Genomic DNA, 22,532 nt, shown 5'->3' with positions numbered 1-22,532 from the left:
AAAGCTTTGATGTATTTAAATCAAGGCTTTTTAATTGTCTACATAGGTAGTTAGTCCTTCTTTATGGTTTCATACGTAAAGTCGCTCTTCTTCCAGTCGATAAGCGCAGAAGGGTAATATTTTACATCCATTCTATCTAGAAAGGGTGCTTGGTCTGCTAAACGTACTTTATAATCTTCCCAATTTCTATTTTCTTTAATACTCCAACTTAATTCAGAGTAGCCTATAATTCTTGGAAAAGCTAAGTATTCAAGCTCATCTATATTACTTATGGTTTCTGACCAAAGTGGTGCTTCAACACCTAAAATATTTTCCATTGGTAAGCCATATTCTTCTGGTGTCCAAATATAAGCAGTATCTACCGGTATGTAAGCCGCCCAGTGGAGTCCGAATTTAGATAAGGTGTCATATTCCATATCTAAATATGCCTTTTTAGCTGGTGAGACGATAATTTGCATTCCCTTATCCACTGCTTTTTTAGCATTCTCTTCACTTGCCCACCATTGAGAAATTGAAGTGGAATCTACATCGGCAATGGCAACTTCATCCCAACCGATCATGCGCTTACCGTGTTTCTGTACTATTTTCTCAACCTTATTAATGAAGTAGATGTAATCTTTCTTTTTGGTCACGTGACTTTCATCGCCACCAACATGAAAATAAGGACCAGGAGTGATCGCTGAGATTTCTCTAACCACATCGTCTATGAAAGCATACACTGTATCCTTATGCGTATCAAAAGTACTGAAGCCAACATGCATACCTTCATATAGTTTCGGAGTTTTTCCATTACCGTTCAAGAACGGATAAGATACAGATGCCGCATTGGTATGGCCGGGCATATCAATTTCTGGTATAATGGTCATATATCTTTCAGCAGCGTAACGTACAATTTCTTTGTAATCTTCTTGTGTATAGAATCCGCCAGATTCGCCACCAACTTCGGTACTGCCGCCAATTGCTGTAAGTTTAGGCCACGATTTTATTTCAATTCTCCAACCTTGATCATCACTGAGGTGTAAATGCAGTACATTTATTTTGTAGTAAGATAGTAGGTCAATATATTTTTTAACATCATCAACGCTAAAAAAGTGTCGTGCAACATCTAACATAGAACCTCTATAAGAAAAATTAGGGTTGTCGATAATTTTCCCAGACGGTACGGGCCAAATTTTTTGCAAAGCCAATGTGTCGTTACTTTCTATAGGTACCAATTGCCGAAGTGTTTGTATGCCTCTAAAAGCACCTTCTGCGGTGTTAGAGTTGAGAATAATAGAATCTTGATTAATGTATAATTGATATGACTCTGGTGATGCCAGATCGGTACTATCGCTTTGGTTAATGTAGATAACTCTCTCTACAGTATTTGCCCCTTCAGTATTTACAGGTATACTTAGATTTATTTTTTCTTTTAGTTTATCTGCTAAGAAAGTACCGACTTCTTCAAAACCAGTTGCGTTTTTAGAGGTGTAGATTGCCGTAAACTGGTCTAATGCAAAAGCAGAGTTTGTTGGTATGGTCTTTAACGGCTTAGGTATTAAGCTAGCTTTAGATAAATCTGTCGTTGGCATTGCAATGCGCTCTTTCTTCTCTTCGCTACAAGCAATTACTAATAGTGTTAGACTTGCAAAAAATAAACTTCGAATACAAAAGGTCTTCATTGTGTAGTGTAATTAGGGTTGGTTTACTAAATCTTTCATGGCTTCATACCAAATATCGTAACCTTTTTGGTTCATATGTAAGCCGTCTTCAATAAAGATATCGGTTTTTAACTTTCGTTTGTTTAACATTGGTTTCCAAACATCTACGTAATACAATTGTGGGTCTTTTTTGGTGAAACGTTGCATTTTTCTGTTCAACCTTTTATATTTCCCTCGAATCTTCCATCTGCTGATACTTGGCTTTGCCGCAATTAATATAACCTCGCTGGCAGGATTTTTAGATTTTATTCGACGGATGATCTCTGCGGTCGTATCAAGAACATCTGCAGGTCTTTTATCTGCCCATAAATCATTATCACCCTCGTAAATAAATACTTTTTTAGGATTGTAGGATAAGATTAATTCATCGGTAAATAATAGTAAGTCTGATGCTTGTGATCCTCCAAATCCGCTATTTACGATTTGATGGTTCGGAAATACTTGTTCTAACTTTCTCCACAATCGTACACTAGAACTGCCAGTGAAGACTATGGTTTCCTTTTTTGAATCCCATATAGTATCATATTTCTGAGTAATATTTTTTACCTCTTCACTGAAGTTATTCTCTGTTTGAGAAATGCAATAATTGCTTGTTGAAATTAGAAAAACCGTTATTAAATATGAAATCTTGAAATTACTCATAAATGCAAATATGACAGATTATCTTAAATTACTAATTAAGTGTTGGTTTTGTTAAACCTTCTGTAAGTGCCCAAGCATAAAATTGTTCGATCCAGTTATCAGAAGCTAATTGTTGTTTTTTCATTCCAAAACCATGACCTCCTTTTGAATACATGTGCATACCTGCATTTTTTCCACTAGTTACCCAATCGGTATACAGTATAGTACTTGGTCTGGCAAGTCCAAGTGGATCATCTGAAGCACATATTACTAACATTGGCGGTGCATCTTCAGGAATTTTATATTCACCAATAACGGTCATCCAAGGGTAAACAGGTACTATAAAATCTGGTCTAGTAGCCTTGGTGTAGTTAAATGTAACACCCATGGTTACTGCACCACCAGCTGAAAAGCCCATGAACCCAATTTTGTTTGGATCTAATTTCATAGCCTTTGCATTAGTTCTTACATAAGTAATAGCAGCAAGACCATCTGAAATTGAAAGTGGTAAAACAGGAGCAACTCTTTCTTCGATCTTCGCCGGGTTGTTAGTACCCTCTTCTGTAATTTCTTTAATACCATCTACACCAGTTGGTACTAACCTATATTTAAGAACAAAGGCTGTAATACCATGATTATTCAACCATTTCGCAACATCTCGACCTTCGCTATTAATACTCAAACCGTAAAGTCCGCCACCAGGGGCAACAATAACACTGGTACCATTTGGCTGATCTGCCTCAAAAACTTCTAACCGAGGTATAGCCACGTTGGTTACTACATTTGTTTCCCAAATATCTGAGTAAAATTGTTTTTCTGCTGTCGACCAATTTACATTTGGGTCATATTCAAATGGTAAGTCTACCATTTTTTGAGCAAGTATATTCATGGTTGTAAAAATGCAGGTAAGTAGAATTAGACTTTTCATAGTTGTAAATTTTATTGAATTGTTTCAATGAGCATATATACTAAGGCAGCTAAAGCTCCGCCAATTATTGGACCTACTATTGGTACCCATGCGTAACCCCAATTACTATTTCCTTTATTTTTTATAGGAAGAATTGAATGTAATAAACGCGGACCAAAATCACGTGCTGGGTTAATGGCGTAACCAGTAGGGCCGCCCAAGCCAAAACCGATACCCATTACCAATAGTGCAACTGGTAGCGCGTCTAACGACCCTAATGATACTGTACTGTTACCCATGGTGCCACCGGCAATATAGAATACACCGAATACAAGTGCAAAGGCTCCAATAATTTCGGTCATCAAATTCCAAAATGGACTTTTAATAGCCGGTGAAGTGGAGAAGGTGGCTAAAATTGCATCGGTGTCTTCTGTGGCTTCGTATTGTTTTTTATAATTAAGCCATACTAAAAAGTTACCCATCATGGCACCTAAAATTTGTGCGACTATATAACCTGGTACTGCTGCCCAAGAAAATTTTCCGGCAACGGCAAGAGCTACGGTTACTGCAGGGTTAAGGTGAGCACCACTGCCATCCGCTGAAATGTACACACCAATAAATACGGCAATACCCCATGCAAGAGAAATACCTGTCCACCCGGCATCGGCTCCTTTTGTTCCCTTTAATACAATATTGGCAACAATGCCATTCCCTATAAGAATTAACATTGCAGTACCGATAAATTCAAAAATGTATGTAATCATAGTTTGGTTGGATTTTAAGTCGTTTAAGATAATTAAAATCAAGGAATTAATAAGAAATAAAACCCTTTGTTAAGTAATTGATAATTATTGTGCTGTAATTATATGAATTTCAATATAGTGACTTTGAAAAATACATTTGAATACTTTGAAAAGGCTACTGCTTTTATGAATTTATCATAATCAAATGATTGGTTATAGCAATATATTTTAAATAGTTTTAACTACCTTCCATATAGAATTAACCTATTTTGTTGTTATCATGAGAAAATATATCCTTTATTTTACGACCTGTATAGTGCTACTTTTTACAAGTTGCTCATCTGATGATAGCGATGCCACAACTGATGATAGTGCCGTGGTAATTGGTACCTATACATTGACTGAAATAAATGTGAATGTAGCCCAAGATGTTAATGAAGATGGTACTGCTTCTAATAATATCTTAGATGAGCTCGACTGCTTAAACGGCACATTAAATATTAATACAGACGGCACTTGGGAGCTTGATTGGGTAGAACTTGATATTACCAGTGTAACTGGAGATTTTTATGCTATTCGTTGTGGTAGAACTAATAACTTCAGTGGTAAATGGACTTTTAAAAGCAGTGTACTAAATTTAAATGCCACAAATTTTAGCGCCATGGTTTTAAATTCAGCTATTCTAACTGAAGGTGTAAATGAAGAATTGCCAGGTGTGTTAAATAGAAAATTTACCAAGCTGTAAATCTAATATCTAACACCATGTACATTCATTTGCAAAGTGTACACCGACCCCATTGCTGTTATAAATAAAACATCTTGATTTTCGCCACCAAAGGTAACATTGGCTGTCCAGTTTTCATTGATGGGTATATTCTTTAACTGTTCGCCCTGCGAATTAAAAATGGTAACACCTGCACCTGTTAAATAAACATTTCCTTTATTATCAATGGTCATGCCATCTGAGCCCATGTCTGTAAAAAGTGTTTGGTCACCTAAAGTACCATCTTCTTGAATGGAGTAGGAGTATGTTTTTTTGTCACCTATATCTGCAACGTAAAGTGTTTTGCCATCTGGGGTGCCAATAATTCCGTTAGGTTGTATTAAGCCCATCGCTACTATTGAGATGTTTTTTAAATCTGGGGAAATATAATAGACATTTTTTTCTTTTATATCAGCTTCTGTCCTTGTCCAGTATTCTCTTTGGTAGTAAGGATCTGTAAAATAGATTCCTCCTTTTAAATCGACCCAAAGGTCATTAGGTCCATTTAATTTCTTGCCTTCGAAATCTGTAATTAAGGTATCAATTTCACCTGTTTTATGAATTCGCCATAATTCATTTTTATCATCGGCAGCTGCCAGTAAATTTTCATTATTGTCAAAATACAAGCCATTTGCCCTACCTGATGATTCTATAAAAGTACTGATAGAATTATCGGCTTGGTTCCACTTCATGATTTTATTATTCGGCTGATCGGTAAAATAAACGTTACCGTTTTTGTCTGAAGCGGGACCTTCGGTGAAGCTAAAATTATTAGCGACCTGTACAAGCTGTGCCCCATCAGAAACCAAAGATCTCTGTTGAGATTTGCAAGAGATTACAGTTGTAAAGAGTAAAGATGCGAGAATAAAACTTGTATAAAATTTCATAGGTGCGACTAAAGATTTTTTAAAAAGTTCATGTTGTGTTGCATACTCTCGGCAGGTGTACTTGCGTATTCTTCTTGTTCAATATAAATATGCTTTACACCAGATAATTCTTTGTTTTTTAGCATTAAGTCGATATCAAGAACACCTTTGCCAAATTCTGTACTTACCTTTTCATGCATATTCATATCTTTTAAATGCCAAAGCGGGAACCTGCCTTGGTATTTTTCAAAATAATGCAAAGGGTCTTTACCGGCAACGACTACCCAGCCCAAATCTAGTTCCATATGAACTAATTCTTTTTGGGTATTATCCATAAGCACATCATAAAGTACTTCTCCGTTTTCAGATTCAAATTCGTACTCATGGTTATGGTATCCAAATTTTAATCCGAGTTTATTACATGCTTCGCCGGCAATATTAAACTGCTCTGCAACTTTTTTATAATTATCAATTGTTTGACCATCACTAGGTAGCGAAGAACAAATAAGATATTCTTGACCAGAAGCTACCGCATCTGCCATAGTTTGTTCAAACTTTTCATCTAAATGCACATGACCGCTTGTAAGTTTCATACCTAAATCTTTGCAAGCCGTTCTCATTTGTGCGGGCGTCAATCCATAATAATACCCTTTTGAAGATCCGGCACTTTCAATTTCCTTAAACCCAAGGTTAGCGATTTTCTCTAACGTTTTCATAGGGTTAGCAAGCATGTCGGTCCTGAATGAATATAACTGAACACCATAGCTAGATTTTTTAGTAGTCGCCATTGTTATTTGGGGCAGTAATACAGTAGCTGCACTTAATAACCCGGTATTTATAATAAACTTTCTTCTTGTATTCATTGGTATAGATTACAATGTTGCTGTTTGATTTTTTTTTACTATCTAAAATCCGCTTGAGTGAATGCTGATGGTCTCAAATAAGATTGTGATTTTAAATGTACGAAAACTAAACAGCATTTTTAGTGCGTAAAGTTGGTGTTGCGTACTTTTGTAAAAATTGTAGCAATGAATAGCAGAAAGGAACAATTAGAGGCATTAGATAGGTTGTTGACCATTATGGACGAGTTGCGAGAGCAGTGCCCGTGGGATAAAAAGCAAACGATGCAATCGTTAAGACACCTTACCATAGAAGAGACTTATGAACTTGGTGATGCTATTTTAGATAATGATCTCAATGAAGTGAAGATGGAGTTGGGCGATGTGCTTCTACATATTATTTTCTACTCAAAAATAGGGTCAGAGACCAATGATTTTGATATTGCCGATGTTGCTAATGCTATTTGCGATAAGTTAGTGAATAGGCACCCACATATTTATGGCGATGTAAAAGTTATCGATGCAGAAGATGTAAAAAGAAATTGGGAGCAGATCAAGTTAAAAGAAGGAAAGAAAAGTGTGCTTGAGGGAGTGCCAAAGAGCTTACCTGCTTTAGTAAAGGCAAATAGAATTCAAGATAAAGTTTCTGGTGTTGGGTTCGATTGGGAAGAACCTAAACAGGTGTTTGAAAAAGTACAAGAAGAGCTGGCTGAGTTACAGGTAGAAGTAGAAGCAGGAAACATGGAGAAAATTGAAGCGGAATTTGGCGACGTACTTTTCTCTATGATTAATTATGCACGGTTTCTTGGAGTAAATCCAGAAAACGCTCTCGAGCGAACTAATAAAAAGTTTATAAAACGATTTCAATACCTTGAGATTAAGGCAAAGGAAATCGGTAAAGAACTTAAAGATATGTCCTTAGAAGAGATGGATGTATTTTGGAATGAGGCAAAAACTAAAGAATAATTTTTAGTGTTTTAATTCTACATTTAAAATTCTAGAGAGGTCTCTATGTTTTATCGGTTTTATGAAATAGTCAGAAATTTCAGGAAACGTTTTTGCATGGTCAACATCTTCTGCATTTATTGAAGAGGTCAACATAATGATTTTAATCTTTTTATCGATTTTCATCGCTACATCTTGAAATTCTTTGATGAATTGAAAACCGTTTAATACCGGCATGTGCAAATCAAGGAAAATGATATCAGGTAATTCTTCATTAGAATTATAATTATCCTGAATAAGTTTCAGCGGTTGAAGTGAATCTGGAAAACCGACAATATTTTTTACCGATAATTGATTGAGATATCGCTTCATTACATATTTAGATATATCGTCATCGTCGATAATCCAAACTAATGGATCTTGGTTCATAAAACTAATAATTAATGGTAATTGGTGTGTTTGTAGTTAATAACGACACGGTACTACATATTAGTATTCTTAAAGTGTATAGTTTAACAAAAATCAAGTGCCAATGGTTCGATTTGTTGTGTGTATTTAAGAGTTATTTATTATTTATAATATTGAAAATTAAATAGTTATAATTACGATTCTTGTTTTAATTCTTCTTTTTTATACTTATTTATTTGAGCTTATATTTTGAGATAATCGTAAAGTATAACATACCTTTTTATAATTTTATCTTCAGCACAATAATCGTAATAAATTGAAGACCAGCCTTCTTTAAACCTCTTTATGAAGTGAATAAATCGTTCAATTAACGGTACCTTTGCAAAAAATTTAGTTTAAGTTTTGTTACAGAATTACACCAAAGAATTTCGCTATAATATTAAACTTTCGGTTCCTGTTATTTTAGGAATGTTAGGGCACACTTTCGTGCAATTGGCAGATAATATTATGGTAGGTCAATTGGGTACTGCAGAACTGGCTGCGGTATCTTTAGGTAACAGCTTTGTGTTCGTTGCCATGTCTTTGGGTATAGGTTTTTCGACCGCAATTACTCCTCTAGTGGCAGAAGCTGATGGTGCTGGTAATAAAGAAAATGCCAAAAGTGCTTTAAAGCATGGTTTGGTATTATGTACAGTCTTAGGGTTGACACTATTCGGAGTTATTTTATTGGCAAAACCGGTAATGTATATAATGAAGCAACCTATTGAGGTTGTAGAATTGGCATTGCCATATTTAGATTTGGTTGCTTTTTCATTAGTGCCGCTTATAATTTTTCAAGCATTCAAACAATTTTCTGAGGGGTTGTCGCAGACTAAATACCCAATGTATGCCACTATAGTAGCCAATATTATCAATATAGTTTTAAACTACCTTTTAATCTTCGGTAATTTCGGATTTCCAGAAATGGGTATCGTGGGTGCAGCTATTGGTACATTGGTCTCCAGAATTTTCATGGTACTCTATCTATGGTTCATTTTAAAAACTAAGGAGAAGTTTAAGTACTATGTAACCGGATTCAATTTTAAAAAAATTGAAAAAACGGTCATGAAAAAGATTATTGAACTAGGTTTTCCATCTTCGTTGCAAATGTTTTTTGAAGTCGGTATTTTTACCTCTGCAGTGTGGTTAAGTGGTGTTCTAGGTAAAAATGCACAGGCTGCGAACCAAATCGCACTTAACCTAAGTAGTATGACCTTTATGTTCGGTATGGGTCTAGGTATTGCCGCAATGATCAGGGTTGGTAACCAAAAAGGATTAGCCAATTTTAAAGAGCTTAGACGTATTGCACAGTCTATATTTTTATTGACATTCATATTGGAAATTGTATTTGCTGCGCTTTTCTTATTAGGTAGACATTGGTTTCCGTCGCTATATTTAGATATTGACGATATAACCAATTTTGCAGATAACACCGAAGTGTTGATTATAGCTGCCGAACTATTATTGGTGGCAGCCTTCTTTCAAATATCCGATGGTATACAGGTAGTTGTTTTAGGTGCATTACGCGGATTGCAAGATGTAAAAATACCGACCGTAATTACATTTATTTCGTATTGGATGATTGGCTTTCCAGTAAGTTATTACTTGTGTCTGCATACAGATTTGAAAAGCACCGGAATATGGATAGGCTTGCTCACCGGTTTATCGGCGTCGGCTATTATGTTGTATCTTCGATTTAATTATTTAACCAAAAAACTAATCGCACAATAACGGTCCGCTCATCGCTATCAGCATTATAGTTTAACCCTATATAGTACATTTTTTATGGAATTTCCGAAATTTTTATTAGGTGATAATACAGATTATCCGACAGCAATATTTGTAGTACATACCGAGTTTCCCAGGTTTATAATCAATCTTGAAGATGATGAGGTAGAATGGCTTGAAGAATTTTCTAAAGAAGATGAAAAGGAATTAGAAGAAGAGGCAGAAACCTTAATTGCTGCCGCTACCGCTTTTTATGATCGCGAAGTATCTAGATACGAAGATTAAATTATGCTTCAAGAGCTATTACAATTAGATAAAGATGTCTTTTTATACCTCAATGGACTAGGTACGCCTCAATGGGATAATTTTTTTCTATTCCTGTCCCATAAGCTCAGCGCTATACCGCTTTATATTTTTTTGCTGGTTCTTTCTTTTCAAAAATATGGAGGTAAAAAAACTTTAGTGCTATTAGTTTCTGTTGCTCTTTTAATAACGGTTACCGATCAGTTAGGTAATTTTTTTAAGTATGGCGTTGCCCGATTACGACCTTGCCATGATCCAGAAATTGAACCCTACATGCGATTGGTAAAAAGCTATTGTGGCGGTAAATTCGGTTATTTCTCTGCTCATGCGTCTAATTCATTCGCATTAGCCATCTTTTTTGGTAGTATTTTAAAATCTAGACTCAAATATTTGGGTATTTTTTTAGTCTTATGGGCAGCTATGGTTGCTTATAGTCGAATATATCTTGGTGTGCATTTTCCGCTTGATGTTATTACCGGTGCTCTTATTGGTTCGTTATTCGGCTGGTTGTTTGTAAAGTTATTTATATTTGCACTTCGCAAATTTTCCCTATGATATCTAATCTAAGGTATTGGTTTTTAATTCTTTTAATTTTATTGGTATACGTTGCAGGCATGTTTGTAACGTTATTCGAAAATGATTCTGCGCAATTTTCTGTAATGGCAATGCGTATGGTTCAAGAGAATGATTTCTTTAGCCTGTTTAAAGGTCCTGAAGAATATTTAGATAAGCCGCACATGCATTATTGGTTAGCAGCATTATCGTATAAGATTTTCGGTATTCACGAATGGTCTTATAGAATACCCGGCATATTAGCAACCTTATTGGCGGCGTATAGCTGTTACGGCTTGGGTAGTCTACTTTATAATCAGAAAGTTGGTAAGTTGTCTGCATTGATTTTCATGACTGCACAGACTATTGTATTAGGGGCTATCGATGTGCGTACAGATGCAGTTTTAACGGGCTTTAGCATTTTAGCAATTTGGCAGCTAGCAAAGTATATAGAAAAAGGTAGTATTTCTGCCATAGCTATTGGCGCATTTGCAGCGGGTATTGCTTTTTCTACTAAAGGACAGATTGCACTTTTGGTTATCGGGCTACCTATTCTATGTCATCTATTTTATACCAATAAATGGAAGGCTTTCATTAGTTGGAAAGTGTTACTGGCTCTTTTGGTGTTTGCCATCACCATAACTCCAATGTTATATGCTTATTATCTACAATTCGATTTGCACCCCGAAAAGGTGATTCGTGGAAAAGACCATCGTAGCGGAATATTTTTTATTTTTTGGGAACAGAGTTTTGAGCGCTTAAGTGGTGAAGGTATCGGTAAGAATAGTAGTGATTACTTTTTCTTTTTTCATACCTTCTTATGGGTTTTTCTCCCTTGGACAATTTTAGGTATTACTGCATTCTATAATAAGGTAAAGAGCTTTGTAAAAATCAAATTTAAATATGAACCTGGTTTAGAATTTTTGACCATTGGTGGTATTACGCTCATCTTCGTTATAATCAGTTTTGCGCAATTTAAACTGCCACATTACTTGAATATTACCATTCCTCTATTTGCTGTAATTACGGCTTCATATATTTATAACCTATATAGAACAGATAAAGCAAAAACGATAAAATTGTTAATGATAGGGCAATACTTTGTACTGAGCATTGTCTTTATAGCATCGGCTTTGATATGTTTCTATGTCTTTAAATTAAGAAGTATTGTTGCCTATGTAGTCTTGATTTTAGCTGGCATTATTATTATTTATTATGCTTTAAAAAGAGAAGGACCGTATGTAAAATTAGTGACAATGTCTGTTTGTGCTTCGTTACTTTTGAATGCCGTTTTAAACTTACATTTTTATCCGAATTTATTAGATTACCAAGGTGGGTCTTCAATGGCTAAAATTATTTCTGAAAAAGATATTCCTGTGGACCGTATTTATAAGGTGGGTAAAGATTATAGTTGGTCGTTAGATTTCTATAATCAACATCCTGTGCAGCCTACTACGCCCGCTCTATTAAGAAATCAAAAAGATATTTGGGTGTATGTAAATGATGATGAAATGCGTATGCTAGAAAACAAAGGTTTCGATTGGGATTCTCAAATCTCTGTAGATCAGTTTAGAATAACACGGCTTCAGGGTAAATTCTTGAATCCGAATACACGAAAAAAGGTGGTTAATAAGATGCATTTGCTGCATATTTATTAACAGGTACTAGTTTATTCACTAGTCTTTTGTGCCAGTTCTAATTTCACCTTTTTAAAGTGATACCAAGCGCCAATAAGCGAAACTAAGGCGGTAATTAAAAAGAACAACACACTAATACCTACCGATATACTTTGATCCAGACCTAAGAGCTTAGCGCCATAGTAAAAAGTTACTTCTCGGCTACCAATACCGCCTAAAGTTAAAGGTACTACCGCGACAATAGATGAAATTAAGAAAATGATGAGATATGAAATCTGATTCATTTCAATGTTCAGGGCAAGTAGAATAAACCAAATACAAATTAATTGTGCCAATTGCACCAACGCAGATAATGCGGTCGATTTCCAAAAAATAGGTAGTACAAAATTGAAGAACTTCTTATTCAATAGCCAAAATACGATGACCGATAATGGTATGGCCACAATGAACATCCACCTATATCCATCTAATAATTCTATTTTAAGAAATGCAAGAAGGGTACAGGCATAAATGAAGAGTAATAATAGCCCGCCTAATCTGTCCAATACTAATACACTAACTATTTTTTTAGTTTTTATGTCAAAGGTTTTCTTTAGAATGTAACCTTTGTATGCATCGCCACCAATACCACCGGGTAAAAATAGGTTATAGAACATACCCAATAAGTACAGCTCAAAATTACTCTTATTGGTAAGCATAATTTTAAGTTGATGAAAGTATATATTTAGGCGTATTGCCCCAATGAACTTAGAAATTATAAAGAAAAAAGTAGCTAATAATAAGTAAAGCGGATTGCTCTTTATCAAAATGTGTTTTATCTCAGTTACGTCGATTTTTGTAAAAATGAAATAAATTAAAACAGCACTGATAAGGACTTTTAAAGTGGTAGTTACTTTCTTATTTAACTTCGCCACCTACACTTACTTTTTTAATGCGGTACGGTCTTTTATTTTGAGATTCATAATAAGTACGTATTAATAACTCCATTACGATACCGATTGTAAATAATTGAATACCTGCAAAAATAAACATCATACCTACTGTCAACAAAGGTCTTGTGCCGATATCTTCCCCAAAACCGAACTTTACGATTATAAGATAAATGTTAATGAAAACACCTGCCATAATCATTAAAGAACCAGAGATACCGAAAAGATGAATTGGGCGTTGAAAGTATTTACGAATAAAAAGTAATAGCATCATATCGGCAACTACTTTGAAAACGCGCTCTAATCCGTATTTAGAAACCCCTGCATGGCGTGCATGGTGTTTTACCGGTACTTGCTTAATTTGACCGCCTTCTAGAAATGCCAATAGGGTAATAAACCGATGCATTTCGCCATATAAGTTTAAATCTTTGGCAATATCTCGGGTAAAAACTTTTAAGGCACAACCATTGTCCTTAATATCTAATTTGGTAACACGCCTAACCAAGAAGTTGGCGATTTTAGAGGGAATTTTTTTAACTAAAGAATCTTTTCTTTTTTGACGAATACCGGTTACAACATCAAATTCACCACTAACCGCATAGCTCAGCATTTGAGGAATATCTGATGGGTCGTTTTGCAAATCACCATCCATTGTTATAATATACTCCCCTTCAGCATAATCAAAACCTGCAGCCAAAGCTAGACTCTGACCATAATTCTTTTTCAATTCAATTAAATGAACCTTATCATCTTTAAGTCCCTTTACAACTTTTTTGGTATTGTCTGTCGAGAAATCATCGATGTAAATAATTTGATAATTGTAGCCAACCAAGCTTTCGTGGATTTTCTGTGTAAGAAGAGCCGCGTTGTCTTGCTCGTTATATAAAGGAACAACGACCGAAAGTAGAGAAGTGGTAACAGGTTGCATTGGGTTGTTTTTGAAATCGATGCAAAGTTATGTTTTTTATACTAAAGAATATGTACTCGAATCGTAGTAACATCGATAACAGTTTAGCTCGTTTTTAAAGCTTTCAATAGTTTTTCAGCAGCTAAAAATGGTGATGTATGACCCGCAATAACTTCTTTTTTCAATTGAGGTAGCATTTCTTTGGTCTTCGGATGGTGATAAAATTCGGACAATAATTCTTGCTCTAGATATTGAATAAGCCAATTCTCATTTTGCTGTTGTCGATTAGTTGAGAAAAATCCGGATGCCTTCATGTCTTTGCAATAGGTATCTATCAACTGCCAAATTTTGTCTAGACCTCTATTTTCAATTGCAGAGCAAGTCAGCACTTCAGGAGTCCAGCCATTTTCCTTCGGCGGAAACATATGTAATGCGCGGGTGAATTCCATTCTCGCGAAATCTGTTCGTTTTATATTATCTCCGTCTGCTTTGGTAATAACAATTGCATCGGCCATTTCAATTATGCCTCTTTTTATGCCTTGTAGTTCATCGCCTGCACCAGCTAATTTTAATAATAGAAAGAAATCTACCATGTCATGAACCGCGGTCTCGCTTTGCCCAACACCGATGGTTTCAATTAAAATGCAATTAAAACCTGCGGCTTCAAGTATTAGAATGCTCTCTCTAGTTTTACGGGTGACACCGCCTAATGATGAGCCTGACGCCGAAGGTCGAATATAGGCATTGGGGTTTTTGACCAATTCTTCCATACGTGTCTTGTCACCTAAAATACTGCCTTTTGTTCTGCTACTAGAAGGATCTACGGTAAGTACTGCCACTTTTTTACCTAAGTCGGTAAGCATACCACCAAATTGTTCTATAAAAGTGCTTTTGCCTGCCCCAGGTACACCGGTAATTCCGATTCTTATAGTATCATGTTTTTTGGCAATACACCCGGCAATAATTTCATTGGCGATTATACGGTGCTCAGGGTTCGTGCTTTCTACAATAGTAATGGCTTTACTTACAATAGCGACGTTATTGGCATAGATGCCTTCAAGAAAATCTGATGTAGTAAGTTTAGCTAAATTCATTGTAATAACTCAAAATATGCAAGTTTTGCATAAAGGTACTATTTATAAATAGGAACCATAATCTTGGTAGAATCCCAAGCTAAACTTAAAAAGTCTAGTGTTTGCTGATTTTCTTTAACAATCTCAAATTGTATTGCTAAGTCTTCAACAGGTTCTTTTAATTTTTTTACCGGTACCTCAACTATTAAGTAATCATGCTTACTCTCATGCGTGGTTTGGTTACCATCTACACGGGTTACGCCCCAATCGGGTATTTTAGTATTAAAGATTACCTGCCAGCTATCTTTATTAGGTATTGTCCAAAGCGAATATTTGCCCGGTGGTAGTGTCTTGTCTATAATATGTATTGCTTGGGTTGTGGTAAATGTGGTGGGTTCATTTGCACCTGTGCGCCATATTTTACCGAAGGGTACCAATTCTCCGAAAATAACACGTCCCTTTTTCGACGGACTAGAATAATCTACCTCTAGCTCGCTGCCTTTTAAAACTAAAAGAGCTGTTTTTGAAGGACTGAATTTTTTGGCTTCACTATGTATGTAAGGTATAGCTACCAGATAAATGAGTGCTACGATTACTACAATACCTATAATAAACTTTTTTAATAGTTTCATGTAAAGAATCGAAATGCTAAACTATGGGTTAACTCGGTGTGCCTAAATCAAATTTAAAGATAGAAATGTTGTTGTAAATATCACCAGGTCTTAAGAGGCTTTTAGGAAAATCTGGCTGATTTGGTGCATCGGGGTAATTTTGAGCCTCAAAACATATACCCGGAAAATCTGTTGGAGTATATACTACTAAAGCAGGTTGGTTGGTATAAACTTTCATGTTTATGCCAGATGTTTTCGAATGTAATTCGGCAACTTTTTCATTACCAACATCCTTTATAAATATGGTATCTAAACGTTGTACTCCTATTTTTCTTGGTAAAAGAAAATCGTTTTCGCTTTTACGTACGGGTATTATATTACCGGTAGGTAGTAAGTTATCTTTCGTCTCTAATCGATATGGGCAATTCAATTGTAATTCATAATCATCAATGTACGGATTGGCATCTAGTTTAAAATATGAATGATTGGTAAGGTTGATCACCGTACTTCTATCCGTCATTCCTTCATAAATAATCTGCAACGCGTTATTCATTAATTTATAGGTAACGCTTACGTTTAAGTTGCCAGGGTATCCTTCCTCTAAATGCTTACTTGCATAGGTAAGTTTAATGAAGGGTTTATCGCTTTGGTCTACCTCGTCGATGATCCAATATTTTTGATGAAAACCTTCTTTGCCACCATGCAGGTGAACTCCATCCTCTTGAAACAAATCATATCTAGTTCTGTCAATCACAAATCCGCCATTAGAAATTCTTCCGGCATAGCGACCTACGCTAGCGCCTAAAACATTATCATCTAAACGATATCGGCTTGGGTGGTTATAACCTACAACAACATTAGTGTACTCACCATCTGCACCTTTAACAAGTAATTTTTGAATGGTGGCACCATAATCAAGGACCATTAAGGTCAAATAGGCATTGGAAATTGTAACTTGTTTCAATGGAAAGATTTAATAGTATTCTGTAAAAGTAAAAATTTTTGCCACATTCTATTTTTTATATCGTCCTTATTATAACAACGACCCAAAACCAATCTAATTAATTCATGTTTCAAAGCGCTATTGTAGAGAAATGTAAGGCAAATGACCGTACGGCACAAATGCAATTATATCGCAAATATTGCGATGGTATGTACATTGTTGCTATGCGATTTGTGAAAAATGGAGATGATGCAGAAGATATTTTACAGGAGTCGTTTATTAAAGCTTTTCAAAAAATACACCAGTTTAAAGGTGATGTAACTTTTGGAGCTTGGTTAAAGCGGATTGTTGTGAATAAAAGTATTGATTTTTTAAAAGCAAAAAAAGATCAAGAGGTTTCGCTAGACGAAGGTTATATGCAAGTGGTTGCAGAAGATGATAATTGGAATGTATCTGCTACTATTAGCATCGAACAAGTTAGATGTGCTATTAATGGGTTACAGGATAAATACAAATACGTAGTGCTTATGTTTTTGGTCGAAGGATATGACCATCAAGAAATTGCTCAAGTATTAGATATTTCAGAGTCTGCTTGCAGAACAAGATTATCACGAGGTAAAAGTCATTTAAAAGAACTATTAAAAGGAAATAAATATGGAACAGGATCTTAGGGAAATGTTCAAAAAAGAACGCGAACAAAAGCATACTATTAAAACAGATCATGAAGAGCGATTTTTTAAGAAGTTACAAGAATCATTACCAGAAGAAAAAAAGCCAACTAGAATGTGGTTGAAAATTGCAGCTTCGGTAGTAGTGCTTTTTAGTATTGGTTTTGGGTATTTGTATTTAAACGACAACAATGACAATTTGCCAGTTGTAGTAGAATCTACCCCAGACGATGATAATAAATCAGAATTTACTTTCGGTGATCTTTCACCAGATTTAAAGAAAGTAGAAAGCTATTATGTAGCCAATATTAATTTAGAATTGGCAAAACTAGAGGTGTCGCCAGATACTAAAGAGTTGATCGACAGTTTTATGGAACAACTCAATAATTTAAATCTTGAATACAAGTCTTTAAATAATGAGCTAAAAGAATTAGGACCAAATGATCAAACGATAACCGCATTAATAGAGAATTTACAGTTACGATTACAATTATTACAGAAATTAAAAAGAAAGTTAAACGAATTAAAATTATCAAAAAATGAACAGATTATTGACAACAGTATCTAAGCAACTCATCATTGCATGTACACTTTTAACTTCTACCGCATTTTTGGCGCAAGAAGAGCGTAAAACATTTCAAGAACGATTTATTGTAGCAGAAGATGCCGTAATAAACATCAATACCAGTTACGCTGATATTGAATTTGAAACTTGGGATAAGGATGAGGTAACCATTACTGCCACTATTACCCTAGAAGGAGCTACAAAAGAAGAAGCAGAGAATTATTTTAAGAATAGCCCAATTGAAATAATAGGTAATAGTAAAGAAATTAAAATATCTTCAAAATCTAAGAACAATGACTTTTTCACAAGTTTTGATTCTGAAAATAGCTTTAATCATGGCGGTATGCGAATAGAAGTACCTGAAATTGCATCGTTTGTAGTAAGTGTACCTCAGATAGCTCCTTTTCCAGAAATGCCGCCACTGCCATTAACTGATGCCTATACATTTGATTATGAAGAGTATCAAGAGGATGGAGATAAGTACATGAAAAAATGGCAAAAGAATTTTGAGAAGAGTTTTGATAAAAAACATCAAAAACGATTAGAAGAATGGGCTGAGCGCATGGAGGAGTATGCAAATAAGGGTGAAAAAATAATTGAGAAGCATAATGAAGAGCGAGCTGAATTTATAGAGAAAAAAGCCGAATTACGTGAAAAACGTAATCAAGATTTACAACAGAGACTAGAAGAATTAGAAGAGAAACGTGCTCATGCAGAGAAAGAAAGAGAAGAGCTTCGAACATTTATAAGTTCTTCTAGAGAAGATAGAGCAGATGTACCCAATGTATTTTACTTTTCAAATGAAGGAGAACAAAAGAATTTTAAAATTAAAAAGACTATAAAGATTAGCTTGCCCAAGTCAACCAGAATAAAAATGGATGTACGCCACGGTGAGGTTAAACTAGCTGAGAATACCAAAAACTTGAATGCGAACCTTTCGCATTCAAGCCTTTGGGCAGCTATTATAGACGGGAAAGAAACTACAGTTTCTGCATCATATACTCCGGTAACAGTTAAAAAATGGAATTACGGTCAACTAAGCACTTCCTATTCAGAAGAAATTTCATTGTCCGAGGTGGTTGAATTACAATTACAAGCCACTTCGTCAGAGGTTACTATAAATAAACTTCTGAAAAATGCTTTTGTAAAAAACAACTTTGGTACAGTGCATATTTTAGAGATTGGCAACGATTTTGAAGCCTTAGATGTAAGCGTAAAGAATGGCGAACTTAATTTAAGATTACCAAAAGTGGCTACCGGTATTTATGTAAAGGGCAACTCTTCAACGTTAAAATTACCAACAGGTTTACAGATAGTAGAAACTAAGAATGGGAATACAACAATTCATAAAGGGTATCACTTGAAAAATAATAGCAACCGTTCTGTGGTAATCACATCAGATTATAGTGAGGTAGTGCTGCAATAATTATTTTACCAATTGTAAGGTTCCAAATACATTGGCATCTATCCATCCCTTGTTTTTATTTTCGCCTGCGACAAATACAGAACCGATTAAGTTCTCGCGCTCTTCACTACTATCATTATCTGCATAGGCGAGTGCAAAACCAACTCTTTTATTCTCGGTAAGTACAACCGGCTTTATTGATGGCTCATCATTATATAAACTAGGATACACTTTTACAAGCATTTCCCAATACGTGGTGTTACCTTCTGTTTGGTGCTTAGAGGTAATATGATCGTTATATAGCGTTGGCTTTTCGTCTACACCTAAGTCAACCACATTACCATCTAAAGCTACATGGTAAGTAAACGCATTATGGTTAAACCGGTGTTGCCCGCCAGAATTGTCTTCATCTACATAAACAATAACACAGTCATCGTTCCACCAAAGTTTTAATGGATCTTCGGTTTTATCTAAAATAGTATTGTCAACTATTTCTAGAAGAAGGTAGAGTCCGTCTTCGTTCCAAGCGATTTTATATCTGCCATTATAATCATCATGATCAAAAGGGCCGCCGATCCAATTTTGGTCGATCGGTTTCCAATCGAGTAAATTCCAATAATTTTCTATAGCTCTACCATCTAAGGTAGGGGCATCTTTAATATAAGAAACAGGGGTTGCTTGAGAATTTTTCTTGTTCTTAACTTCTGCACATGAAATAACGGCTAAAAGAAGTAAAAGGCAAATAGTCCATTTCATAATACTGGTTTGGAATCTATGGTTCAAAAATACCATTTTCTTAAGTTATGTAAGATTAATAGTACTTAATTAAGTGGCTACAAGATATAATAAAATAAAAAGAGCTTACTTATTCTTAGGTTAACTGATGTGCTTTGTAATTATTGTACAGTCTGTTGCACAAAAAAAAGCATCCTAGATAGGATGCTTTTATATAAAATATTTTGGGAGATCTTTTAATGGGCACTCTTCTTTAGATAATCTCCAAAGTTTTCTTTAAATCTATTTAATCTCGGTATAGAAACGTTTCTAATATACGAGTTGTTAGGATTGTTCTTTTCATAATCTTGATGATACGACTCTGCTTTATAAAAGATAGTATAAGGTACAACTTCTGTCGTAATTGGATCATTATCATACACTTTTTTATCAGTAAGTGCTTGAATATAATTTTCAATGATCTTCTTTTGCTCTTCATTCTTGAAAAAAGCGATCGAGCGATATTGTCTACCACGATCGGGACCTTGTCTATTTAATTGAGTTGGGTCATGAGAACCGAAGAATACTTGAACCAATTGGGTGAAAGAAATTTCATTTGGATCATAATAAACTTCAACAGCCTCTGCATGGTCAGTTTTACCATAACCAACTTCTTCATAAGTCGGGTTCTTTTGTTCACCGCCAGCATAACCAGATACAACTTCTTTAACACCCTTTACACTCTCAAAAATAGCTTCTACACACCAAAAACATCCGCTGGCAAAATAAGCGGTTTCGTATGTACTTAATTGCTGCGGACTCAATTTTACTTCTTCCTCAATCTCTTCATGTTGCGTTTCAGCCATTTCTGTATTTTCAGAAATGGTATTTTTCTTGACTTTGGATTGGCAACTGGTGGCAATCATGGTCGCACAGGCCAATAAAGTGATTTGTAATAATTTCATAACAATTTTCTTTTAGCAATTTGTAGGGAATTTACAAAGACCTTACGAGGAAAATGGTTAAAAAATGTTAACGATAGTAAAGGATACTATATTTTTGAGATATGAATACACTAGCTCAAGCCCTAGAATCTTACGCTGCAAAAACCATCTGTATTTTAGATGCCACTATTTCATCTGAATTATATGTACCATTAAATCTATCTATATACAATGAAGATTTGAATGATTTAGATATTACCGATTATGCCGTTTGTCAATCTTATATTGATGGCGTGCTTGAAAGTATACAAGGTGTTATTGCCTACGGCGGATATTTAGAACAAAGAAATCTATATAGTGATAAGGAAGGTTTTACCTCTAACATTACACCTGTTCGTAATATTCACTTGGGAATTGACTTTTGGTGTGATGCAGGTACAAAGGTCATTGTGCCGTTAGACGGAAAGATTCATAGCTTTAAAAACAATACCACTATTGGTGATTACGGACCAACCATTATTCTGGAACATGTTTTAAATGAGATCACCTTCTATACCTTATATGGTCACTTAGCTGTAGAATCTTTATCAGGTCTGTATATAGGAAGGACCTTTGAAGCCGGAGATGTACTCGCAACTTTAGGTACACCCGATATTAATGTAAATTACGCACCACATCTTCATTTTCAAATTATACAAGACTTAGAAGGTAACGAAGGTGATTACCCAGGTGTATGCGCTGAAGAGAAGCTATCCTTTTATAAAGAGAACTGCCCTGATCCGAATGTGCTATTAAAGTTAGGAGTTGTTTGATGAGATGAGGTAATGTACTGAGTAAAGAGTATTAAGTAAAAAGTCTGAAGTTGCAAATATTGAAAATGGAAAGGAGAGGAAATAATAGAGAATATACTTTTTCACTACTTTATTATTAAAGAGAATTTAGCGAAGCTAAATTTATGTTTTACCAACAGCCAACAGCCAACAGCCAACAGCCAACAGCCAACAGCCAACAGCCAACAGCCAACAGCCAACAGCCAACAGCCAACAACTAAAATCTATATTTCTACCTTTTTACTCTCTTTTCTGTTTTTTGAACTAGTACTTTTTTTCATTTGTCGTTTAACGACACCAATTAACGGTAAGGTGTTTTTAGCGGTGTTGTCGTTTATCGATACCATTTTACACTTAATCTGAAGTTGTGTCAAGTAACGAGAATTAGGGGTTTTTCAGCGATTCATCACCTAGTAAAACAAGGCCTGCGGCGTTCTATTATTGTAACAAACGCAAGTCATGAAAACAATAATAGCAACAATCTTCATCATCTTTTTAAGCTTCACCGCTCAAGCACAGAAATCTACTGAAGAAGTAAAAGTTGAAACTATTGAGATGAGCATCGTTACTGAAACAACATATGAAGTAGAAGCTAATACTACTTTAGAAGTAGCTAGATTATACAAATTCAAAAACTCTAGAATCAAAAGAGACTTAAACTTCTTAACTAAAGCGAACAAACCTAAGATGGCTTAGTTTTTTAGTATTAAGTGAAGAGTATTAAGTACAAAGTAAGAAGTAAAAATAAGAAGTAAGAAAATAGAAGTTCCAAATAGAAAATTTAGCATTGCTAAATTTTCTATTTGGAACAACGGACAACGGACAACGGACAACGGACAACGGACAACGGACAACGGACAACGGACAACGGACAACGGACAACGGACAACGG

General features: G+C 35.2%; 25 protein-coding genes. 11 read left to right on the top strand and 14 right to left on the bottom strand.

The annotated features are described in order from the left end of the window. Positions 1-50: 50 nt before the first annotated feature. The 4 genes from ACEN2N_RS14090 to ACEN2N_RS14075 are packed head-to-tail and all read right to left on the bottom strand — an operon-like array spanning position 51 to position 4,022. Positions 51-1,661: a family 20 glycosylhydrolase gene (locus ACEN2N_RS14090; RefSeq protein ID WP_441824924.1), complete on the bottom strand. Its 1,611-nt coding sequence runs from the start codon at positions 1,659-1,661 to the stop codon at positions 51-53. Positions 1,662-1,673: 12 nt separating this feature from the next. Continuing rightward, the gene (locus tag ACEN2N_RS14085) at positions 1,674-2,342 is read right to left on the bottom strand and encodes a GDSL-type esterase/lipase family protein (protein WP_441824923.1); all 669 of its coding nucleotides are present in this window, start codon (positions 2,340-2,342) and stop codon (positions 1,674-1,676) included. Between the two features lie 31 nt (positions 2,343-2,373). Beyond that, positions 2,374-3,249, bottom strand: coding sequence for an alpha/beta hydrolase (locus ACEN2N_RS14080; protein ID WP_441824922.1), 876 nt, complete (start codon positions 3,247-3,249; stop codon positions 2,374-2,376). A gap of 11 nt (positions 3,250-3,260) precedes the next feature. Continuing rightward, the gene (locus ACEN2N_RS14075; protein ID WP_441825021.1) at positions 3,261-4,022 is read right to left on the bottom strand and encodes an MIP/aquaporin family protein; all 762 of its coding nucleotides are present in this window, start codon (positions 4,020-4,022) and stop codon (positions 3,261-3,263) included. A gap of 229 nt (positions 4,023-4,251) precedes the next feature. Here ACEN2N_RS14075 and ACEN2N_RS14070 point away from each other — a divergent pair, with 229 nt between their 5' ends. Then, complete coding sequence (locus ACEN2N_RS14070) at positions 4,252-4,716, top strand: hypothetical protein (protein ID WP_441824921.1); 465 nt, start codon at positions 4,252-4,254, stop codon at positions 4,714-4,716. A gap of 2 nt (positions 4,717-4,718) precedes the next feature. Here the strand turns inward: ACEN2N_RS14070 and ACEN2N_RS14065 are convergent, their stop codons facing one another. Further along, on the bottom strand, positions 4,719-5,621 hold the full coding sequence (locus ACEN2N_RS14065; protein ID WP_441824920.1) for an SMP-30/gluconolactonase/LRE family protein: 903 nt from the start codon (positions 5,619-5,621) through the stop codon (positions 4,719-4,721). An 8-nt stretch (positions 5,622-5,629) separates the two neighbouring features. After that, a complete protein-coding gene (locus ACEN2N_RS14060; RefSeq protein ID WP_441824919.1) occupies positions 5,630-6,463 on the bottom strand; it encodes a sugar phosphate isomerase/epimerase family protein in 834 nt (277 codons plus the stop codon). Positions 6,464-6,628: 165 nt separating this feature from the next. Here ACEN2N_RS14060 and mazG point away from each other — a divergent pair, with 165 nt between their 5' ends. Continuing rightward, positions 6,629-7,405, top strand: coding sequence for a nucleoside triphosphate pyrophosphohydrolase (mazG, locus tag ACEN2N_RS14055; protein WP_441824918.1), 777 nt, complete (start codon positions 6,629-6,631; stop codon positions 7,403-7,405). A 3-nt stretch (positions 7,406-7,408) separates the two neighbouring features. Here mazG and ACEN2N_RS14050 read toward each other — a convergent pair whose 3' ends face one another. Continuing rightward, positions 7,409-7,813: a response regulator gene (locus ACEN2N_RS14050; protein ID WP_441824917.1), complete on the bottom strand. Its 405-nt coding sequence runs from the start codon at positions 7,811-7,813 to the stop codon at positions 7,409-7,411. A 381-nt stretch (positions 7,814-8,194) separates the two neighbouring features. Between ACEN2N_RS14050 and ACEN2N_RS14045 the strand changes: the two genes are divergently transcribed. Genes ACEN2N_RS14045 through ACEN2N_RS14030 form a run of 4 tightly spaced genes read left to right on the top strand, consistent with a single transcriptional unit; the run spans position 8,195 to position 12,072 of the window. Continuing rightward, on the top strand, positions 8,195-9,562 hold the full coding sequence (locus ACEN2N_RS14045) for an MATE family efflux transporter (RefSeq protein WP_441824916.1): 1,368 nt from the start codon (positions 8,195-8,197) through the stop codon (positions 9,560-9,562). A gap of 54 nt (positions 9,563-9,616) precedes the next feature. Beyond that, positions 9,617-9,844 (top strand): hypothetical protein, encoded by a 228-nt coding sequence (locus tag ACEN2N_RS14040; protein ID WP_133686896.1) that lies wholly within the window; start codon positions 9,617-9,619, stop codon positions 9,842-9,844. Positions 9,845-9,847: 3 nt separating this feature from the next. Continuing rightward, entirely contained in the window at positions 9,848-10,417 is a 570-nt protein-coding gene (locus ACEN2N_RS14035) for a phosphatase PAP2 family protein (RefSeq protein WP_441824915.1), read from the top strand. Then, entirely contained in the window at positions 10,414-12,072 is a 1,659-nt protein-coding gene (locus tag ACEN2N_RS14030; protein ID WP_441824914.1) for an ArnT family glycosyltransferase, read from the top strand. The genes ACEN2N_RS14035 and ACEN2N_RS14030 overlap by 4 nt, the downstream gene beginning before the upstream one ends. An 11-nt stretch (positions 12,073-12,083) precedes the next feature. Here the strand turns inward: ACEN2N_RS14030 and ACEN2N_RS14025 are convergent, their stop codons facing one another. The 5 genes from ACEN2N_RS14025 to ACEN2N_RS14005 all read right to left on the bottom strand — a co-directional run bounded on the left by ACEN2N_RS14025 (position 12,084) and on the right by ACEN2N_RS14005 (position 16,535). Then, on the bottom strand, positions 12,084-12,965 hold the full coding sequence (locus ACEN2N_RS14025) for a lysylphosphatidylglycerol synthase transmembrane domain-containing protein (protein ID WP_441824913.1): 882 nt from the start codon (positions 12,963-12,965) through the stop codon (positions 12,084-12,086). Then, positions 12,949-13,908 carry a glycosyltransferase family 2 protein gene (locus tag ACEN2N_RS14020; protein WP_441824912.1) on the bottom strand — a complete coding sequence of 320 codons (960 nt, stop codon included), beginning with the start codon at positions 13,906-13,908 and terminating at the stop codon, positions 12,949-12,951. The genes ACEN2N_RS14025 and ACEN2N_RS14020 overlap by 17 nt, the downstream gene beginning before the upstream one ends. Before the next feature lie 83 nt (positions 13,909-13,991). Further along, positions 13,992-14,981, bottom strand: coding sequence for a methylmalonyl Co-A mutase-associated GTPase MeaB (gene meaB, locus ACEN2N_RS14015; RefSeq protein ID WP_441824911.1), 990 nt, complete (start codon positions 14,979-14,981; stop codon positions 13,992-13,994). A gap of 38 nt (positions 14,982-15,019) precedes the next feature. Continuing rightward, positions 15,020-15,592: a DUF2911 domain-containing protein gene (locus tag ACEN2N_RS14010; RefSeq protein ID WP_441824910.1), complete on the bottom strand. Its 573-nt coding sequence runs from the start codon at positions 15,590-15,592 to the stop codon at positions 15,020-15,022. Positions 15,593-15,620: 28 nt separating this feature from the next. Beyond that, positions 15,621-16,535, bottom strand: coding sequence for an aldose epimerase family protein (locus tag ACEN2N_RS14005; protein ID WP_441824909.1), 915 nt, complete (start codon positions 16,533-16,535; stop codon positions 15,621-15,623). 104 nt (positions 16,536-16,639) lie between these two features. On the opposite strand from ACEN2N_RS14005, the gene ACEN2N_RS14000 reads away from it, so the two are divergent. The 3 genes from ACEN2N_RS14000 to ACEN2N_RS13990 are packed head-to-tail and all read left to right on the top strand — an operon-like array spanning position 16,640 to position 19,173. Continuing rightward, positions 16,640-17,185 carry an RNA polymerase sigma factor gene (locus tag ACEN2N_RS14000; RefSeq protein ID WP_441824908.1) on the top strand — a complete coding sequence of 182 codons (546 nt, stop codon included), beginning with the start codon at positions 16,640-16,642 and terminating at the stop codon, positions 17,183-17,185. Further along, complete coding sequence (locus ACEN2N_RS13995; RefSeq protein WP_441824907.1) at positions 17,169-17,750, top strand: hypothetical protein; 582 nt, start codon at positions 17,169-17,171, stop codon at positions 17,748-17,750. Before ACEN2N_RS14000 ends, ACEN2N_RS13995 begins: the two co-directional genes overlap by 17 nt. Continuing rightward, positions 17,722-19,173, top strand: a complete 1,452-nt coding sequence (locus tag ACEN2N_RS13990) for a hypothetical protein (protein WP_441824906.1) — start codon at positions 17,722-17,724, stop codon at positions 19,171-19,173. Before ACEN2N_RS13995 ends, ACEN2N_RS13990 begins: the two co-directional genes overlap by 29 nt. Here the strand turns inward: ACEN2N_RS13990 and ACEN2N_RS13985 are convergent, their stop codons facing one another. Together ACEN2N_RS13985 and msrA are read right to left on the bottom strand one after the other, a co-directional pair. Continuing rightward, positions 19,174-19,908 (bottom strand): sugar-binding protein, encoded by a 735-nt coding sequence (locus ACEN2N_RS13985; RefSeq protein ID WP_441824905.1) that lies wholly within the window; start codon positions 19,906-19,908, stop codon positions 19,174-19,176. A 215-nt stretch (positions 19,909-20,123) separates the two neighbouring features. Continuing rightward, complete coding sequence (gene msrA / locus ACEN2N_RS13980; RefSeq protein ID WP_441824904.1) at positions 20,124-20,831, bottom strand: peptide-methionine (S)-S-oxide reductase MsrA; 708 nt, start codon at positions 20,829-20,831, stop codon at positions 20,124-20,126. A 101-nt stretch (positions 20,832-20,932) separates the two neighbouring features. On the opposite strand from msrA, the gene ACEN2N_RS13975 reads away from it, so the two are divergent. Both ACEN2N_RS13975 and ACEN2N_RS13970 read left to right on the top strand, forming a co-directional pair. Next, positions 20,933-21,622, top strand: coding sequence for a peptidoglycan DD-metalloendopeptidase family protein (locus tag ACEN2N_RS13975; RefSeq protein WP_441824903.1), 690 nt, complete (start codon positions 20,933-20,935; stop codon positions 21,620-21,622). A 477-nt stretch (positions 21,623-22,099) separates the two neighbouring features. After that, on the top strand, positions 22,100-22,336 hold the full coding sequence (locus tag ACEN2N_RS13970; RefSeq protein WP_282074238.1) for a hypothetical protein: 237 nt from the start codon (positions 22,100-22,102) through the stop codon (positions 22,334-22,336). Positions 22,337-22,532: the final 196 nt, after the last annotated feature.

Source organism: Maribacter spongiicola (assembly GCF_052119685.1).
Lineage (GTDB): Bacteria > Bacteroidota > Bacteroidia > Flavobacteriales > Flavobacteriaceae > Maribacter > Maribacter spongiicola_A.
This window is presented reverse-complemented; position numbering and strand designations above follow the sequence as displayed.

Coding starts and splice junctions, on each gene's coding strand:
- ACEN2N_RS14090 (WP_441824924.1), bottom strand. CDS start 1,661: ATGAAGACCTTTTGTATTCGAAGTTTATTTTTTGCAAGTCTAACACTA.
- ACEN2N_RS14085 (WP_441824923.1), bottom strand. CDS start 2,342: ATGAGTAATTTCAAGATTTCATATTTAATAACGGTTTTTCTAATTTCA.
- ACEN2N_RS14080 (WP_441824922.1), bottom strand. CDS start 3,249: ATGAAAAGTCTAATTCTACTTACCTGCATTTTTACAACCATGAATATA.
- ACEN2N_RS14070 (WP_441824921.1), top strand. CDS start 4,252: ATGAGAAAATATATCCTTTATTTTACGACCTGTATAGTGCTACTTTTT.
- ACEN2N_RS14065 (WP_441824920.1), bottom strand. CDS start 5,621: ATGAAATTTTATACAAGTTTTATTCTCGCATCTTTACTCTTTACAACT.
- ACEN2N_RS14060 (WP_441824919.1), bottom strand. CDS start 6,463: ATGAATACAAGAAGAAAGTTTATTATAAATACCGGGTTATTAAGTGCA.
- mazG (WP_441824918.1), top strand. CDS start 6,629: ATGAATAGCAGAAAGGAACAATTAGAGGCATTAGATAGGTTGTTGACC.
- ACEN2N_RS14050 (WP_441824917.1), bottom strand. CDS start 7,813: ATGAACCAAGATCCATTAGTTTGGATTATCGACGATGACGATATATCT.
- ACEN2N_RS14040 (WP_133686896.1), top strand. CDS start 9,617: ATGGAATTTCCGAAATTTTTATTAGGTGATAATACAGATTATCCGACA.
- ACEN2N_RS14035 (WP_441824915.1), top strand. CDS start 9,848: ATGCTTCAAGAGCTATTACAATTAGATAAAGATGTCTTTTTATACCTC.
- ACEN2N_RS14030 (WP_441824914.1), top strand. CDS start 10,414: ATGATATCTAATCTAAGGTATTGGTTTTTAATTCTTTTAATTTTATTG.
- ACEN2N_RS14020 (WP_441824912.1), bottom strand. CDS start 13,908: ATGCAACCTGTTACCACTTCTCTACTTTCGGTCGTTGTTCCTTTATAT.
- meaB (WP_441824911.1), bottom strand. CDS start 14,981: ATGAATTTAGCTAAACTTACTACATCAGATTTTCTTGAAGGCATCTAT.
- ACEN2N_RS14010 (WP_441824910.1), bottom strand. CDS start 15,592: ATGAAACTATTAAAAAAGTTTATTATAGGTATTGTAGTAATCGTAGCA.
- ACEN2N_RS14000 (WP_441824908.1), top strand. CDS start 16,640: ATGTTTCAAAGCGCTATTGTAGAGAAATGTAAGGCAAATGACCGTACG.
- ACEN2N_RS13995 (WP_441824907.1), top strand. CDS start 17,169: ATGGAACAGGATCTTAGGGAAATGTTCAAAAAAGAACGCGAACAAAAG.
- ACEN2N_RS13990 (WP_441824906.1), top strand. CDS start 17,722: ATGAACAGATTATTGACAACAGTATCTAAGCAACTCATCATTGCATGT.
- ACEN2N_RS13985 (WP_441824905.1), bottom strand. CDS start 19,908: ATGAAATGGACTATTTGCCTTTTACTTCTTTTAGCCGTTATTTCATGT.
- msrA (WP_441824904.1), bottom strand. CDS start 20,831: ATGAAATTATTACAAATCACTTTATTGGCCTGTGCGACCATGATTGCC.
- ACEN2N_RS13975 (WP_441824903.1), top strand. CDS start 20,933: ATGAATACACTAGCTCAAGCCCTAGAATCTTACGCTGCAAAAACCATC.
- ACEN2N_RS13970 (WP_282074238.1), top strand. CDS start 22,100: ATGAAAACAATAATAGCAACAATCTTCATCATCTTTTTAAGCTTCACC.